General features: G+C 42.4%; 17 protein-coding genes (1 of these 17 only partly in view). 10 read left to right on the top strand and 7 right to left on the bottom strand.

The window, feature by feature from the left end:
- The 3 genes from speE to JWG44_RS05895 form a co-directional block, all read left to right on the top strand.
- On the top strand, window positions 1-477 hold the 3' portion of the coding sequence (speE, locus tag JWG44_RS05905; RefSeq protein ID WP_205274048.1) for a polyamine aminopropyltransferase. Its footprint begins 366 nt before the window's first position; only the last 477 of its 843 coding nucleotides appear in the window; its start codon lies beyond the left edge, outside the window; it ends in the stop codon at window positions 475-477.
- A gap of 23 nt (window positions 478-500) precedes the next feature.
- The gene (pyrF, locus tag JWG44_RS05900; protein WP_205274047.1) at window positions 501-1316 is read left to right on the top strand and encodes an orotidine-5'-phosphate decarboxylase; all 816 of its coding nucleotides are present in this window, start codon (window positions 501-503) and stop codon (window positions 1314-1316) included.
- 211 nt (window positions 1317-1527) lie between these two features.
- Window positions 1528-1863, top strand: a complete 336-nt coding sequence (locus tag JWG44_RS05895) for a hypothetical protein (RefSeq protein ID WP_232371510.1) — start codon at window positions 1528-1530, stop codon at window positions 1861-1863.
- A 95-nt stretch (window positions 1864-1958) separates the two neighbouring features.
- Here JWG44_RS05895 and JWG44_RS05890 read toward each other — a convergent pair whose 3' ends face one another.
- Window positions 1959-2696 carry a hypothetical protein gene (locus JWG44_RS05890; RefSeq protein WP_205274095.1) on the bottom strand — a complete coding sequence of 246 codons (738 nt, stop codon included), beginning with the start codon at window positions 2694-2696 and terminating at the stop codon, window positions 1959-1961.
- A 524-nt stretch (window positions 2697-3220) separates the two neighbouring features.
- Between JWG44_RS05890 and JWG44_RS05885 the strand changes: the two genes are divergently transcribed.
- The 7 genes from JWG44_RS05885 to JWG44_RS05855 all read left to right on the top strand — a co-directional run bounded on the left by JWG44_RS05885 (window position 3221) and on the right by JWG44_RS05855 (window position 9767).
- A complete protein-coding gene (locus JWG44_RS05885; RefSeq protein WP_205274046.1) occupies window positions 3221-3682 on the top strand; it encodes a YqaA family protein in 462 nt (153 codons plus the stop codon).
- Window positions 3683-3820: 138 nt separating this feature from the next.
- Window positions 3821-5179 carry an NAD(P)/FAD-dependent oxidoreductase gene (locus tag JWG44_RS05880; RefSeq protein WP_205274045.1) on the top strand — a complete coding sequence of 453 codons (1359 nt, stop codon included), beginning with the start codon at window positions 3821-3823 and terminating at the stop codon, window positions 5177-5179.
- Window positions 5176-5952, top strand: a complete 777-nt coding sequence (locus JWG44_RS05875) for a DUF1365 domain-containing protein (RefSeq protein WP_205274044.1) — start codon at window positions 5176-5178, stop codon at window positions 5950-5952. The genes JWG44_RS05880 and JWG44_RS05875 overlap by 4 nt, the downstream gene beginning before the upstream one ends.
- A complete protein-coding gene (locus tag JWG44_RS05870) occupies window positions 5936-7234 on the top strand; it encodes an SAM-dependent methyltransferase (RefSeq protein WP_205274043.1) in 1299 nt (432 codons plus the stop codon). The genes JWG44_RS05875 and JWG44_RS05870 overlap by 17 nt, the downstream gene beginning before the upstream one ends.
- Before the next feature lie 46 nt (window positions 7235-7280).
- Entirely contained in the window at window positions 7281-7802 is a 522-nt protein-coding gene (locus JWG44_RS05865) for a DUF2062 domain-containing protein (protein ID WP_205274042.1), read from the top strand.
- A 22-nt stretch (window positions 7803-7824) separates the two neighbouring features.
- Window positions 7825-8616 carry a DUF1295 domain-containing protein gene (locus JWG44_RS05860; RefSeq protein WP_205274041.1) on the top strand — a complete coding sequence of 264 codons (792 nt, stop codon included), beginning with the start codon at window positions 7825-7827 and terminating at the stop codon, window positions 8614-8616.
- Window positions 8617-8735: 119 nt separating this feature from the next.
- Window positions 8736-9767 carry an SAM-dependent methyltransferase gene (locus JWG44_RS05855; protein WP_205274040.1) on the top strand — a complete coding sequence of 344 codons (1032 nt, stop codon included), beginning with the start codon at window positions 8736-8738 and terminating at the stop codon, window positions 9765-9767.
- Window positions 9768-10154: 387 nt separating this feature from the next.
- On the opposite strand, the gene JWG44_RS05850 is transcribed toward JWG44_RS05855, so the two are convergent.
- From JWG44_RS05850 to JWG44_RS05825, 6 genes are all read right to left on the bottom strand, one after another.
- Window positions 10155-10910: a hypothetical protein gene (locus tag JWG44_RS05850; protein WP_205274039.1), complete on the bottom strand. Its 756-nt coding sequence runs from the start codon at window positions 10908-10910 to the stop codon at window positions 10155-10157.
- 9 nt (window positions 10911-10919) lie between these two features.
- Window positions 10920-11126 (bottom strand): hypothetical protein, encoded by a 207-nt coding sequence (locus JWG44_RS05845; protein WP_100786149.1) that lies wholly within the window; start codon window positions 11124-11126, stop codon window positions 10920-10922.
- 54 nt (window positions 11127-11180) lie between these two features.
- The gene (locus JWG44_RS05840) at window positions 11181-11783 is read right to left on the bottom strand and encodes a hypothetical protein (RefSeq protein ID WP_232371509.1); all 603 of its coding nucleotides are present in this window, start codon (window positions 11781-11783) and stop codon (window positions 11181-11183) included.
- A complete protein-coding gene (locus tag JWG44_RS05835; RefSeq protein WP_205274088.1) occupies window positions 11767-12888 on the bottom strand; it encodes a KamA family radical SAM protein in 1122 nt (373 codons plus the stop codon). The genes JWG44_RS05840 and JWG44_RS05835 overlap by 17 nt, the downstream gene beginning before the upstream one ends.
- Before the next feature lie 307 nt (window positions 12889-13195).
- On the bottom strand, window positions 13196-13522 hold the full coding sequence (locus JWG44_RS05830; RefSeq protein ID WP_205274038.1) for a hypothetical protein: 327 nt from the start codon (window positions 13520-13522) through the stop codon (window positions 13196-13198).
- Between the two features lie 78 nt (window positions 13523-13600).
- The gene (locus JWG44_RS05825; protein ID WP_205274037.1) at window positions 13601-14512 is read right to left on the bottom strand and encodes a phosphate ABC transporter substrate-binding protein; all 912 of its coding nucleotides are present in this window, start codon (window positions 14510-14512) and stop codon (window positions 13601-13603) included.
- Window positions 14513-15000: the final 488 nt, after the last annotated feature.

Here is a 15000-nt window from a genome sequence, read left to right as displayed (position 1 = left end):
GAAATCGCCAACGCGATGAAGGATCCCCGCGTAAAACACGCCTACGAAGACGGCGCGAAATACGTGAAGGATTATCAGAACTATTTTGATTGTATCATGGTGGATTCTTCCGATCCGGTCGGCCCTGCCGAAGTTCTTTTCAAAAGACCATTTTACGAAACGATGGCGAACTGCTTAAAAGAAGGCGGGATCTGCACGACTCAGGGAGAAAGTTTTTACTATCACGGACCGATCATTCGTGAGTTGTTCAATTTTATTCCTGAAATTTTCAATCACTGCGGATATTACTTCACGGTGGTACCGACGTATCCTTCGGGAATCATCGGGTTCACGTATTGTTCCAAAGGTCCGGATCCTTACGCTGTGGTTCCGGATCCAAAACGGGTTCCACAAGGATTGAAATATTATTCTGCGGAAATGCACAAGGCGGCTTTTGTGCTTCCTCAATTCGCGCAGAAACATATAGTTCGTAAGTAAGATCATTTATCCGGGGAGGGGCGATGAATTTCCAAAGTAAATTCCTGACCCGGAGCCAATCTCTCAAATCTCTTCTTTGTGTCGGACTCGACCCAGACTATTGTAAACTTCCCGAAACGATCAAACGCGGCCCGGAACCTCTGGTTCACTTCTGCCGCGAGATCATCGACGCTACGGCGCAATACGCGGTTGCATACAAACCGAATATCGCATTCTTCGAAGTGTTCGGTTCTTCGGGAATCCGCCAGTTTGAAAAGGTAATCGGACACCTCAAAAGCAATTATCCCGAGATCCCGATCGTAGCCGACATCAAACGCGGCGACCTCGATAACACTGCGAGACAATACGCTCGTTACTATTTCGGAGATCTGCAAGTCGACAGTCTCACGCTTTCTCCCTATATGGGACTCGATTCCCTTCGTCCTTTTTTAGAATATCAGGATCATCTTGTTTTTTGGCTCTGTTTGACTTCGAATCCCGACTCGGCCCAATTTCAAAAAAAACGTTTTTCCGAAACCGGTCGAACCCTCTATGAAGAAGTGGCTTACGTCGCCAATTCGATCTCTCCGATCAATCTCGGTTTTGTCGTCGGCGCTACCAATCCGAGCGAACTCGAAACGCTTCGGAAACAGAATCCGGATCGTATTTTTTTGATTCCAGGTTTTGGAGCGCAAGGCGCAAAACTCGAGGACTTACTTCCGGTCTGCGGAACCAATTCGCTTATCAATTCTTCTCGCGGGATTCACTTTGCTTCCGGCGGTTTGGATTTTGCGACGCGGGCCGGTTTGGAAGCGGAGAAAATTCACAAGTCGATGCAGGCTTATTTTTCAGGCTTGTAATCTACTTTCAAAATTCTTAAAATTCTTAAATCAAAGGTTGGATTTAAAAGAATCGGTGATATCATTCTTTTAAGAATTCGATCCTGAGGTTGCAATCTTGCGAACCACACCGACCAAAAAACGAATCTTCTTTCTTTTCTATTGTTGTTTTTGTTTGGATTCTTTTGATTCGAATCGGGCGGCTTTCGCCCAGGAAAGTGGCGAAAGCAGAATGGAATGTCCTCCTCTGGATCGGCAAAAATTAATCTTGGACCTGAGACTCGCTGCTAAAGGGAATAAAATCAAAATTCTCGTTTCCGTTTTGAACAAAGATAAAATCAGAATTTTAGGAACGGAAACCGATTCTATAAATTCCAAACAAATGAGGATCGAACTGTCCGAAACGGAATTTCGGAAACTGTTTTCAGGCTCGGTGGAATATAAACTCGTGGAAAAAAGTTCCGAATCCGGTTTGTATTGTCAGAGATACGTCCTGGGTTATACGATTCCGGCCCGTTATAAAAAATACATCCGTATGATACAAATCCCTGATCCTCAATTCGAATGACCGCGGAGATTTTTAGATGGAGAAACGGTCCAAGGAGAATCGTCGACGGAAACGACCTCCTTGTAAAAAGGATAGTATACCGGAATAACCGATCGTTAGAAAGAGGATACCTTTTCGACTGGCTCTTCTTTTTTGTCGGGCAGCGGCGATTCTTCACCACCTCCAAAATGAAAACCGACACCGACCATTCCGGAATAGTCGTTGTAGTGAATCCGTAAATCCCTCGCATAATATCTGTTAATGGCGGATCCTTCCGCCTCCGTAAAAATAAAAAAACGGTCGAAGTTGATCTTAAATCCTAACCGAGCGAAGCCGCGATAGGAAGCGAATCTATCGAACCCCGTTGTTCCCGCTCCGATAGAAATATATGGATCGAACGTTTTCCCAGGTCTCATGTGAAACGTCGGACCGACATCGAGGAACGTAAGCGAAAAATGGTTTCTATCCCGCAACGGATCTCCGGCTGCAACAAAGGTATTGTACATGGTTTCGTTTGATAGATTTCCGTTTCTGCCGATATTTATGTAGGTCAGATACGGCAAGATATGGTCTGTCTGCGCGGGAACGCTGAGAGAAAATGCCTTATGTGTAATCCCAAATTCAAAACCGAAGTAGCGAGGATTGTATTCCGCGGAGAGACGATAGTTATTCGTTTTTCCTTCGTTTTCTTTGTATTTAACGTCTTCCGCGTGGCCGATTCCTCCTCCGATTTTCAAAGTCCAGGGAGCGTATTGAGCCGAAACATTTTCAGGTTCCCCTTCGCCAAAAACGGTAGCGGCAGGGGATAAGGTGCAGGCCAATCCTATTAAAAAAATAGAATATTCTTTCTTCATTGATGTCCACCATACTTGTTTGATGTGTCTAGGACCGAAAGGTTCCTAAAAAAAGTTTCAGTCGATTCCCGGTTTTAGTATTTATGATTGGCTTATGATAATTAGATATTGGGTCTTATGTTCTTTTAAGCGATAACAGGTCGGTATTCTAAAGGTTAATAAGTATTATAAATTTATAAACTACAAATTGTTAAGCGAAATGGACAAAAAGTTTGATTTTTATGAAAGTCCGAGCGTTTTACGGGGCCGGCCGATCGTGTTGTTTTTAAAAACGAAAGTAGGCGTATTATGACGAGTAGACATCGTTTTTTGACGTCGGAAGCGAATCAAAGTGGATAGATGATTGAAATATCGGCTTTGATTTTATTTTGCTCTATCCGGTAAGATCAAAAAGATGAACATTGGGTTCCAAATTGAAAAAAAGAATCCGACTTTTCCGGATGTATATTCCGATTCTATGAAAAGAATGGGAACGAAAACGGCGTCTAAGAATTCGATTTTATAGAATCAAACGGGAACCACGAATGTCAGAACCAGGCTTTTGGGAAATGTTAACAAAACTAATTCCTCTTTACGGAGGACCGGGACTCGCTATCGTTTCTTTTGCGGCGGCGACGATCCTCCCTTTCAGTTCGGAAGCTGCGCTGGTTTTGGCCGTGGTGTCCGGACTTCCCGTAGGGGAAGCCGTCCTCTGGGCATCGATCGGAAATTGTTCAGCTTGTATCGTCAACTACGGCTTGGGCTCTTGGTTCCGTTCCGGAGTGGAAACTAAGATCGAAGAATCCAAACTCTATTCTTATATCGCTCTCAAAATGGAGACCTGGGGACATTTTATTTTAGTGCTTTCGTTTCTGCCGATCGTTGGAGATCCGATTACGATTCTTTCCGGTTTCTTTAGACAAAGGTTAGCCTTCTTTATTCCGATTGTCTTCATACTTCGTATCGCTCGTTACATCGTTCTTGCATATAGCTTTGTGAACGTTTGATCAAAGATAGGAAAGAAACAACGCTTGTATCTTTTTGAATTACAAGTGAAACGAAATTGAAATTATTTTTGGAAAGTTTTTTTCGCATCCGAACGGATTCTTCCTGTCTATTATACACAAAGAAAGGACGGGTAGTTCTTGAAAAAGAATGTAAAAAAAGAAACCGGGGAAACGGTTTTTAAAAAGAAAATTTCTGGGAAAAAAATTTCTGCCCAGAGCAAAACTGAAAAGAAGAAAGAATCCTTAGCGATCATCGGAACCGGTATTGCCGGAATGGGTTGCGCCCATTTTTTACAAAAAGAATTCGATCTTACAATCTTTGAAAAAGGGTCCTACATCGGCGGCCATACGAATACGGCCGACGTGGATGAGGACGGGGTGAAAATTCCGATCGATACAGGATTTATCGTCTTCAATCACGTTACGTATCCGAATCTCAAACGACTCTTTGAAGAATTGAACGTACCCACAAAAAAATCGTCCATGTCCTTTAGTGTACAACACATACCCGAAGGTTTGGAATTCTGCGGTTCCGGAATCAACGGTCTTTTTGCTCAAAGAAAGAATTTTTTTAATTATAAATTCCTAAGACTTTTGTACAACATAAACCGATTTAACAAAGAAGCTCCAAAGATTTTAGAGAATTCCGAATACATGGATTGGACTCTCGAAGAGTATATCATAAAAAAAGAATATCATCGCGATCTTCTGGATTACTATCTTGTTCCCATGAGCTCCGCTGTCTGGTCCACTCCGGACGATCTTATGCTCCGATTTCCGGTCTACGGTTTGGTACGTTTTTTTCTAAATCACGGCTTTATGGGATTGGATACACAACATCAATGGTACACGGTCGACGGCGGATCTAGGGAATATGTTAAACGATTAACGGCTCCTATAAAAGAACGCTTTCAACTGAATTCCGCCGTTCGTTCCGTAGAAAATGTCGGAAAGAAAGTGAGAGTGACTTTGAAAAACGGAAAATCGAGCGTCTTCGATAAAGTGATTCTCGCGACACACGCGGATACCTCTCTCAAACTTTTGAAAACTCCGACCTCCTTACAAAAGGAACTTCTGAAAGAATTCGAATACCAGAAGAATATAGCAACTTTGCACACGGACGATGTTTCAATGCCAAAGACAAAAATATCGTGGTCTTCCTGGAATTATCGGATCGAAAAGATAAACGGACGTTTCAGGCCGTTTACCGTTTATTGGATGAATTCTCTGCAAGGGGTCTCTAAAAAGAAAAATTATTACGTTTCCATCAACGATCCCGGAACCGTGGACCGAAAAAAAATCATTCAGGAAATTGAATATGATCATCCCTTATTCAGCGTAGGATCTTTAAAGGCTCAACAACGATTATCCGAACTCAATCGGGAGGGAAACGTGTTTTTCTGCGGAAGTTATTTTCGCAACGGATTTCACGAGGACGCATTTTGGTCGGCGAAAGAACTGAGCGAAATCGTTTTGGGCAAAAAGGTTTGGGATTGAACTCCTATATCATTCAAGCAAAGGTGATGCACGATCGCCGGTCTCCTCGGAAGAACCGCTTTAGCTACGGGATATTTACGTTTGCGTTGGATCTGGACGAACTGCAGACTCTGGATGAAAAACTTCGGCTTTTTGGCGTGGAGCGACGATCTCTTTTTCGGTTCTCCGCAAAAGATCATTTAGGTTTTGGAAAAACGAAAGTAAAAGAGAATATATTAGAATATTTGAAACAAAACGGAGTTTCGGAGACAATTCAAAAAGCGATTTTGATAACTAACGTCCGCATTTTGGGTTATGTATTCAATCCCGTTTCATTTTACTATTTTTATGGGGAGAATGACGAACCACTCTGTGCCGTCGCCGAAGTGGGGAACACCTTTGGAGAACAAAAACCGTTTTTCCTGGGAAAGGAAACTTGGAAAGACGGCGCCTTCCGTTTGAAAACCGGCAAATTCTTCTACGTCTCTCCGTTTGTAGGATTGAAATCCGAGTTTGAATTCACTCTGAGGCCGTCGAAAGAAGGTTTGAATATTCGCATCGACGTTTTGGAGGAAGATAAGGCGGTCATGGTGACTACTTACTCCGGCACCAAATTAGAACTTTCTGATATAAATTTACTAAGAATGTTCCTCCGATATCCGCTCGTAACAGTCAAAGTAATTGTTCTGATTCATTGGCAGGCATTGAGATTATATCTTAAGGGCCTGCCTTTTATTAAAAAAGAAGAAAATACGGATCTGCAAAAAGGAGTTCATCTTGGAAAGAACCACTGAGTCCAATTTAAAATTTCAGGATTCGGAAATAACGATAACAACCGCCGAATCCAATTCGTTCGGATTTTATAAGAATCTTTTTTTTAAAGCGTTATCTTCGATGCAAAGAGGTTCGATTCGTTTGGTATTGCCGAACGGAGAAAAGGCATATCTCGGAAATCCGGAAAGCGACGATCCTCCGGAGTTTCACAAAGGAATCGTCCACATTCACAATTCGATTTTTTTTAAAAAGACGGTTTTGAACGGCGATCTCGGTTTTTCCGAATCTTATATGGATGGAGATTGGGATACTGACGATATCAGAGCGGTAATCTCGTGGTTCATCTACAATTTGGAAAATTCTCCCTCCGTAAGCGGTAGTAAAAACAAATTTGCTCACTTGAGTTTGACAAATATAGGCAGTAGACTCCTGCATCTCTTTCGAAAAAACTCAATTCGAGGGAGTAAGAAGAACATAGTAGAACACTATGATCTAGGTAACGACTTCTATAATAAATTTTTAGATACGACCATGACTTATTCTTGCGCCTACTTCCGTACTATGGAAGAGACGCTCGAACAGGCGCAACTTGCGAAGCTGGAAATTCTTTGCAAAAAACTTCAACTCAAACCGACAGATCATCTTTTAGAGATCGGAACCGGATGGGCCGGGTTGTCCATATATGCCGCGAAAAATTTCGGGTGTAAAGTGACAACTTATACGATTTCCGAAGAACAATATCGTTATTCTACTAAGAAGATCAAAGACGAAGGATTGTCGGATCGGATCGAAGTAAAAAAAGACGATTATCGAAAAATTCAAGGTTCTTACGATAAACTTGTTACGGTGGAAATGCTAGAGGCGGTCGGGCACGAATACTTCGAAGCCTTTTTCGCGATGTGCAACCGTGTTCTAAAAAAGAACGGGCTTATGGTGCATCAAATCATCACAAGTCCGGATGCGCGATACGAATCCTTTCGCAAAGGTGTGGATTTTATTCAGAAACATATATTTCCAGGATCTCTTTTACCGTCGATCGCAAGAATCAATCAAGCTATCAACAAGACCGGAGACTTTCATCTCTATTCTCTGGAAGATATCGGAATAAAATACGATTATACGTTGATGACTTGGTTAAAAACATTCGATTCCAATCTTGCGCTGATTCGGGACATGGGATTTAACGAATCCTTTATTCGGAAGTGGAGATATTATTTTTCATACTGTGCGGCGGCGTTCTCGATGAAAAACATCAGCGTGGTTCAAGTCGTCTATACAAGACCGAATAATCTCTCCCTTTGAAAAATGGATTTCAAAAGGAGAATTCAAAAAGAATGGTGAGAATATCGTGAAAGAAACACATTCTCACCAAACCGGAAGATCGGTTTTTCATTTTCTAAAACACTTCTCGCCGAAGAATGTTTTGGAAATTATCAAGAGGGAACTCAAGTCGGGAATCACACCGGAAAAGATCACCTTGAGTATCATCGTAGGCGCCGGATTCGGAGTGTTTCCTTTGATCGGAACCACAATGACGATCTGCGGGATCTTGGGAGTATTTCTTCGATTGAATCCGGTCACGATTCAATTGGCGAATTATATCGTTTACCCCTTGCAGATCCTTTTGATCTTTCCGTTTTTAAAAACCGGATCCGATGTTTTGGGGATTCCTCTGGATCTGCATTGGGCGGAGAACATTGCCGTCGAGAATATCTCGAAAATCGCGAAAGGTCTTTTCGACGTAGCGGGTTATGCCGTCCTCGGTTGGCTTGTTTGGATACCGGCGATTTCGATTCTTCTCTATTTTGTGTTTTTGCCCTTTGTGAGAAGAGCGGGAAAGTTGTTCGATTCGAAGAAAAGAGAAAAATAAATCAATCAGGAAGTCGTAGGCGATGCTCTTACAAATTTTAACTCTCATGTTATCAGCTTGGGCCGTTGTATTCGTTTTGATGACGATTCTTTGGTGGTTCGGAAAACGGGCAAACAACTACGCGATCGTAGACGTCGGTTGGGGACTTTGTATTTCCACAGCTGCAATCGTATACTATTGGTTAGGTGATGGATTCCCGTTAAGAACCGCGCAGATTACCGCGATCGTTGCGTTTTGGGGGTGGAGGCTTTCACTTTTTATTCTCGTTACCCGAGTTTTCTCCGGACACGAGGATCCGCGTTATACGGCTTTTCGAGAGGAATACGGAGATCAAGTCGATAAAAAGTTTTTTACGAATATCTTTCAGTTTCAAGGAATTCTCGCGGTATTCTTGAGCCTTCCTTTTGTCTTTCCGAATATCAACGACAATCCAAATACGAATTATTTCGAAATTTTCGGAATTGCTCTTTTTATCGTATCGGTGTTAGGCGAGGCATGGGCGGACTTTCAACTCAACGAATTTAAGAAGAATCCGGATAACAAGGGAAAAGTCTGCGACGTAGGACCGTGGAGATATTCGAGACATCCCAACTATTTCTTTGAGTGGTTGATCTGGGTGGCCTTCGGTTTGTTTGCGTTCGGTTCCCCTTACGGATGGATCGGGCTTTTCTCTCCGATAGTAATGTTCATTCTTCTCACGAAAGTGACCGGAGTTCCCTTGAACGAAGTAGGTCAGTTAAAATCCAAGGGTGAATTGTATAAGGAATACATCCGGAAAACAAACGCCTTCTTCCCTTGGTTTCCGAAATCTTAAACGAGAAGGATCCCGGAGTATGAAATCCGGTTTCGGGTTTATTTTCGATTTTAAAATCGAGTTTGGAGTTTTAAAACATTCTAAATATTGAATATAATAAAGAAGAAGGGAATTATTTTATGAAATGGGTTTACGATTTGATGGAAAGGGATATTTTCCCGGATTGGTTGATACGAATTCGGATTCGTCAGTTGTTAAAACAACGTCTGAGAAACGAAAACAAGGGTTCCCTCGAAAAGAATCAAGAACATCTGATGGAATATGTGAATGTTCTGAAAAAATCCCCGATCGCGATTCATACGGGTTCGGCGAACGAACAACACTACGAAGTTCCCTCCGAATTTTTCAAACTCGTAATGGGAAAACATATGAAATACAGTTCCGGTTATTGGGAAACAAAGAATACTTCCTTTGACGAATCGGAAAGGAGAATGCTCGAGATCACTTGTGAGAGAGCCAAAATCGAAAATGGGATGAGTGTTCTGGACCTCGGATGCGGTTGGGGATCTTTGTCGCTTTTTATGGCGGAAAAGTTTCCAAAATCCTCCATCACCGGCGTTTCGAATTCCAAAAGTCAAAAGAAGTTTATCGACGGAGAAGCCAAAAAAAGGGGGCTCAAAAACCTAACGATTCTTACCGCCGATATGAACGAGTTTAAGATCACGAAAAAATTCGATCGTCTTGTTTCGGTGGAAATGTTGGAGCACATGAAAAACTACGAAATGCTATTTGAAAAGTTTGCCGGATTTCTAAAGCCGAAGGGTCTTTTTTTCGTACACATTTTTACCCATCACAAGTTTGCTTACGCGTTCGAAGTCGTGGACGACACGGATTGGATGTCCAAATACTTTTTCACAGGTGGTCAAATGCCTTCCCACGATTTGTTTTTGTATTTTCAAAAGGACTTTCAAATTCAAAATCAATGGGTCGTAAACGGAAATCATTACTCAAAAACATCCGAAGCTTGGTTGGAAGGAATGTATCGCAACAAGGATCGGGTTATGAAAGTTCTTTCGGCCACCTACGGTTCCGATCAAGCGGTGAAATGGTTCGTCTATTGGAAGGTTTTTTTTATGGCGTGTGCTGAACTCTGGAAATATCGAAAGGGAGAAGAATGGATCGTTTCGCATTACCTCTTTTCGAAACGTTAGACGAAACTTAAAGACAAGAGTGTAGAAGCTCCTACGCCGCTAAGAACGTAGGGTTTAAACGTAAAGTCGAGAGCCCGTTGTAATATAATTCTCAACAAAAAATCTGAAACCGGACATTAAAATCCGGTTCTCGAATACAGGGAGAAGATCTTTTCTAGGAAGTCCTACGATCAAGTTGTTGCTTGCAAAAAGTATGATTTTGTGATAGAGGAAAGTCTCACAAGTTTTCCCGCTGACCCGCCTCCACCACCCAAAATCAGGGCGGGGCGCGCGGCTTTCACTGTAAAAGTCGGAACTACGACAAAGTTATTTTGAGATTCTACTCATCCGTAGAAAAAAACTACTAAAAGAGCCGCTGGAAAAAGTAAATCCTGCCCGGGACTCTTATCAGTAGTTTAACTTGAGAATTTTGATTTCTTTTTCTTCGAAACGAATTGTCTCTTTGAGAGTTTGAAACTTCTCGGCGGAAAAAGGATTTTGATGATTTCGAATTTCGGTCTTCAACTTTAGAATTTCCTCATAAAGATTCAAAATTTCTAAAGTGTTTTCGGTCGCTTCTTTTTTGTAGAGATCGCGCACCATAGAGATAAGTCTGGAAGGAATGTCCGCGTGAACGACTTCGATCCAGCTTAAGTCTTCGATTTCCCGAAAGATCCAATTCTGCAAATAAAGAGCTACTAATCTCTCCATTCTCATAATTTCTTCTTTGGTGCTTCTTGGCGAAATGCTCTTATAAAAACGATATCTCTTTCTGAGATGTTTCCCGGTTGTTATAGAATCGATCGGGTTGGATTTGAGTTTGTTCCATTCTTCCACAAGAAGAGGGAAGTATTCTTTTCCGAAAAAGGGTTCTCCCATCTCACAGATATGAGTCGCGGAGGGTTCGAACACACGAAGTCTTGCTAGAAAGGAATCTGTGTCCGCTGTGACTAAATGTACGGGTGCGATTTCTTCAAGAGGGCTCAAAATTGCATTGATCTCTCTTAAAAACGTACTCTTCAACTGATCGCTTGGATCAGCCAAAAGAAAAAAATTAAAATCGGACGAATCCCGAAAATCTCCCCTTTGTCTGGATCCATAATAAAGGATCTCAAACGGCTTTAGGGAAAAAACGGTTTGCAGATTTTGTTTGATCGACTCCATCTTCCCTCTCTACTCAAAAAATAATTTCATTCTCGAAAGATTCTCCAGGATCGCGTCATACGCTCTGTCTCTTTCTTCCGGATTGCGAAACGGTAGGGATTTGATATGATTGAGATCGTTGTAAATGATCTCAATAGCGTTCGAAGAGGGGTTTTTTTTGATCGTGGATATATAATCCAGGTTGATAATTTCCGAATCTCCCAGCTTCAGCCACATGTCAGATCCTTGCAAAGGATAGAATATGGACCTGTACAGAATTGGTCAAGAAGACTAAAAAATTCTGAGACCTTTACGGATATTTTCATGAAATTCTTTCCCAAGCCCTGCGGGAGAATCTCCGATATCGTTTTTTAGGTCCGTTTCAAAGACAAAAACAAAGGATTCCTTTTGCCATTCCCAACGGATGTAACACTTTCCTTCGTGAATCCCTGTCAGAACGCTGGCCCGAGTATCGTTCGGCATCGAGAAATATTGATATTGTTTATTTTGAAGAGAATTCATTTCTTCCGAAGTCAAAAGATGCTTAAAATCGATCTGATTGTCTTCCGTATACGAAGATGCGCGCACGTGTTCGTATTTGCTCTGAGAAGATTGGATCCGAAATTCGTAGAATAAACCCCTCGCAAAGAGTTTTCCCGAATTGAGAAGTGTGACTCCCTCGGAGGTTTCGTATACGACGTCGTAATTGAGCCTTAGATACCGGGGAGTTTCTATCGAGGTGGAGCTTCCCTTACCTTCCGGAGTTTTACATGCCGCAAAACAAAAACCGAGGAAAAAAAGGTAAAGAAGAATCCTTTGAGTAACCCCTTTCGGAACCGATGATTTCCTGCCGGAAATACAAAAAGAATTCCGAATATTAGTAACTGATTTCATAGAGGTCATCCTGATAATTTCGAAAGACATAGGAATGTTCCGTCTTCTCGGCCAGATATTCCGCCGGCAAAGGGACCTTTCCGCCGCCTCCGGTCAGGTCCACGACATAAAGAGGAACGGAAAGTCCGGAGATTCTTCCCCGAATCTGTTTCATGATTTCGATACCTTTTGCGATTTCCACCCGGAAGCCGCCGCTTCCCCAAACCTCGTCGCACTGATGGAGGTAATAGGGTTTGACCCCGATCGCAGTGAGGCCGTAAAACAATTCCTTTAGAATTTCGGGAGAATCGTTGATCCCTTTCAAAAGTACACCCTGGTTGAGAATCATCACGTTTCCTTCTTGGATGAGGAGTGCGATTCTTTCCTTTACGAGAGTTGTGATTTCTTTCGGATGATTGAAGTGTGTGACAAGATAGATCGGAAAGTGTTTTTTGAAAACTCTGCAAAGGGAAGAATCGATCCTCATCGGAAGTGTGACCGGATAACGGCTGTGAATTCTCACCTGATTGATATGCGAAATGGATTTGAGTTCTCCTAAAAGATAATCCAATCGATCGTCCGAAAGATTGAGAGGATCTCCTCCCGAAAGAATCACTTCTTTGATTTCCGTATGCGCTCTAAAATAAGCGAGGGCTTGGTTCCATTCTTCCTTTCCGGGTGTATGAAAGGATTTGCTCACTTTTCTTTTGCGCGTGCAGAATCTACAATAAACCGCACAGACGTGGGAAAGATACCAGAGGGCCCGATCCGGATAACGATGTGTGACACCTTTGACGGGCATGTGAGATTCTTCCGCGAGCGGGTCTTGTTTTTCAAAATCGTTTCGGATTAACTCTTCTTCCTGAGGAACGATCTGAAGTCGGATTGGACAGTTTGGATCTTGTCGATCGGCGAGATCGAGATAATAAGGAGTTACGGAGAATTCAAAGAATGTCGAACACGCGTCAAAGGAGAGTTTTTCTTTTTTTGTGAGTTCGACTTTGTTAGAAAGTTCTTCTTGAGTTTTGATTCGATTCTGAATCTGCCATTTCCAGTCGAGCCACTCGGCCTGGTTTGTTTTCCGGCTTTGTAAAAATGGGTTTTGGGTTGGGGGGGATGGGGACAGTGGAATCACTCTCTTTGCTCTTCTGAAATCCTCGGATCTTCGTGTCTTCCGTCAACCAAGAACTGAGATCCTAAATTCTTAAAAAAAGCCGGAAGGAGGACTTTCGAAACCTGCTTCCGGCTATCGTTTTTATATTGCATCTCCGGTTTAGTCTATTCTCACGTTTTAGGAGATTCAGGACAAGAATGAGAATAATTCCAAAAAGGAGATTCTGTGTGCGTCCGAGAAAGAAGTTTCTCTTTGCCCAAAGAAACAACGGTCTCAAAACGGGGAGACTTACTCCCTAATACAGAATTGAAATGGTTCCTTAAACAGCCGTCGGCGGAGGTAGAGAGAGATAACGAAAGGAGAGAGAAACTCTACCGGATATGATTTCGATTTTTGGGGTCGTGTGGTTGGGTAAGAATTTACCGGAAAAACAATCCAGTCTGAGGAAATCGACTCGACCCTTATCGTCGTCGCCGAAAGAAATCCCCTTTGTAAACGGATTGGAAATCTGAGTGATGGTTCTCGATTGGGACTTGGCTCTTACAAAGGGTTTGTAAGATGCTAATTTACTCTCTGCAAAACCGTCCGCGAGAAAACATCCCGCAACGATCAGTGCAACAATTCCGAGTAAAATACGGCGACCCATATAGAAGATTTAGATCCCGAGAATGTTGAAAATCAATCCTTTTCCTTTCTAAAAAACTCGGGATTCTTAGCTTTTATTCTATTTTTTTACTTCGACTTCGACGGTCGGGAGTGATCCACGAAGATACCCGCTTTTTAAAATCGCTTTTTGCCCGTCTTCACTCGTAACATACGTTATAAAATCATCGATCTTTTGTCCATGATCGGAAAGATAGAATAGATACAGTCCCCTTGATAATTCATAAGTTCTGTTGTAAACGTTCTCGATACTCGGAACTACAAAGGGATCCTTTCCGGATAAAGAATATTCCAAAGCGCGGACTCTTCCTTTGTTTTCAAAAAGGGCGCTTCCCATTCCCATAAATCCGATCGCGTTCGGATCGGAATCGACAAAGGCCGCCATTGCATCGTTATCGGAAACGATTTTGGAAGAATCGACATATTCCACATTCTTCCGAACCTCGTAACTTTTTAATCCGAGATCTTTTTGTTTTAATACGTGAGTTTCAAAATAAGCCGCCGTTCCCGACTTGTCGTTTCGAATGACTACTTGAATTTTACCAGGTTTTCCTCCGAGTTTGGACCAATCGGTGATTTCTCCGGAAAATACTTTCGAAGCGGTTTCCAAGCTAATCTTACGAACCGTGTTGGATGGATTTACGATGATTGCGATTCCGTCGTAAGCGACTGCGAGGGATTCAAATCTTCCTCTCGAATCGAATTCTTTGAGTTCCTTTTCCGTAAGCGGCCTGCTCGCCGCCGCGATGTCGGTCTTCCCTTGGAATAATTTTTCGATTCCTTCGATCGAACCGCCTCCGTTTACAACCACTTGTGTTCCGGATCTTTTTCTGGAATATTCCAATCCGATCATCTGAAGCATCACGTGCATGGTTTCTGAGCCGGTGACTGTGATCGTTTCTTTCGGTTTACAATTTCCGGCAAACGCCGCCGATAGGATGATTGCGATTAGAATGAGAGATTTCAATTTCATACGTCTGATTTACGTTCCTAGTTGAGTTCCCCCGGGAGGATCTTTTTGATCTCAAAAAAGTCTATTACAATTCGAACCGGATTTATTACAAATTACCACATCGCTTTCGGAGACTTGGATCGTTCAATGAACTCTGTAGAATGGCTCCAAAGCCCAAATCTTGCTCCTTGACGGAGAGATCGTTTGTTCTGCGCCCTTGATAAACTCCATAGAACGGCTTCCATGGGTCGGTTGCATAACCTTCCACAAGTTGAGAGGGAGATACAACGAGAAGGAGAATCGTCCCAAGAAAGGGTATTTTGTAAGAGTTCCTACACGGGACTTTTTGCTTGTGAAAAGTTTGATTTTGTGATATTAGGAAAATTTCCGGAATTTTTCCGCCACCCGCCCCTCCACCCGAAATTTGCATATCCTTACCCACAAGTTAAAAAAGCGATTTCGAATGAAGAAGGATCCCAGTATGACTTTTTGTAGGAGTTCCTACAAAA

The organism is Leptospira ainazelensis (assembly GCF_016918785.1).
In the GTDB taxonomy this organism is placed as follows: Bacteria; Spirochaetota; Leptospiria; order Leptospirales; family Leptospiraceae; genus Leptospira; species Leptospira ainazelensis.
This window is presented reverse-complemented; position numbering and strand designations above follow the sequence as displayed.

Coding starts and splice junctions, on each gene's coding strand:
- JWG44_RS05885 (WP_205274046.1), top strand. CDS start 3,221: ATGTCAGAACCAGGCTTTTGGGAAATGTTAACAAAACTAATTCCTCTT.
- JWG44_RS05895 (WP_232371510.1), top strand. CDS start 1,528: ATGGAATGTCCTCCTCTGGATCGGCAAAAATTAATCTTGGACCTGAGA.
- JWG44_RS05825 (WP_205274037.1), bottom strand. CDS start 14,512: ATGAAATTGAAATCTCTCATTCTAATCGCAATCATCCTATCGGCGGCG.
- JWG44_RS05860 (WP_205274041.1), top strand. CDS start 7,825: ATGCTCTTACAAATTTTAACTCTCATGTTATCAGCTTGGGCCGTTGTA.
- JWG44_RS05850 (WP_205274039.1), bottom strand. CDS start 10,910: ATGGAGTCGATCAAACAAAATCTGCAAACCGTTTTTTCCCTAAAGCCG.
- JWG44_RS05840 (WP_232371509.1), bottom strand. CDS start 11,783: ATGAAATCAGTTACTAATATTCGGAATTCTTTTTGTATTTCCGGCAGG.
- JWG44_RS05855 (WP_205274040.1), top strand. CDS start 8,736: ATGAAATGGGTTTACGATTTGATGGAAAGGGATATTTTCCCGGATTGG.
- JWG44_RS05830 (WP_205274038.1), bottom strand. CDS start 13,522: ATGGGTCGCCGTATTTTACTCGGAATTGTTGCACTGATCGTTGCGGGA.
- JWG44_RS05845 (WP_100786149.1), bottom strand. CDS start 11,126: ATGTGGCTGAAGCTGGGAGATTCGGAAATTATCAACCTGGATTATATA.
- pyrF (WP_205274047.1), top strand. CDS start 501: ATGAATTTCCAAAGTAAATTCCTGACCCGGAGCCAATCTCTCAAATCT.
- JWG44_RS05890 (WP_205274095.1), bottom strand. CDS start 2,696: ATGAAGAAAGAATATTCTATTTTTTTAATAGGATTGGCCTGCACCTTA.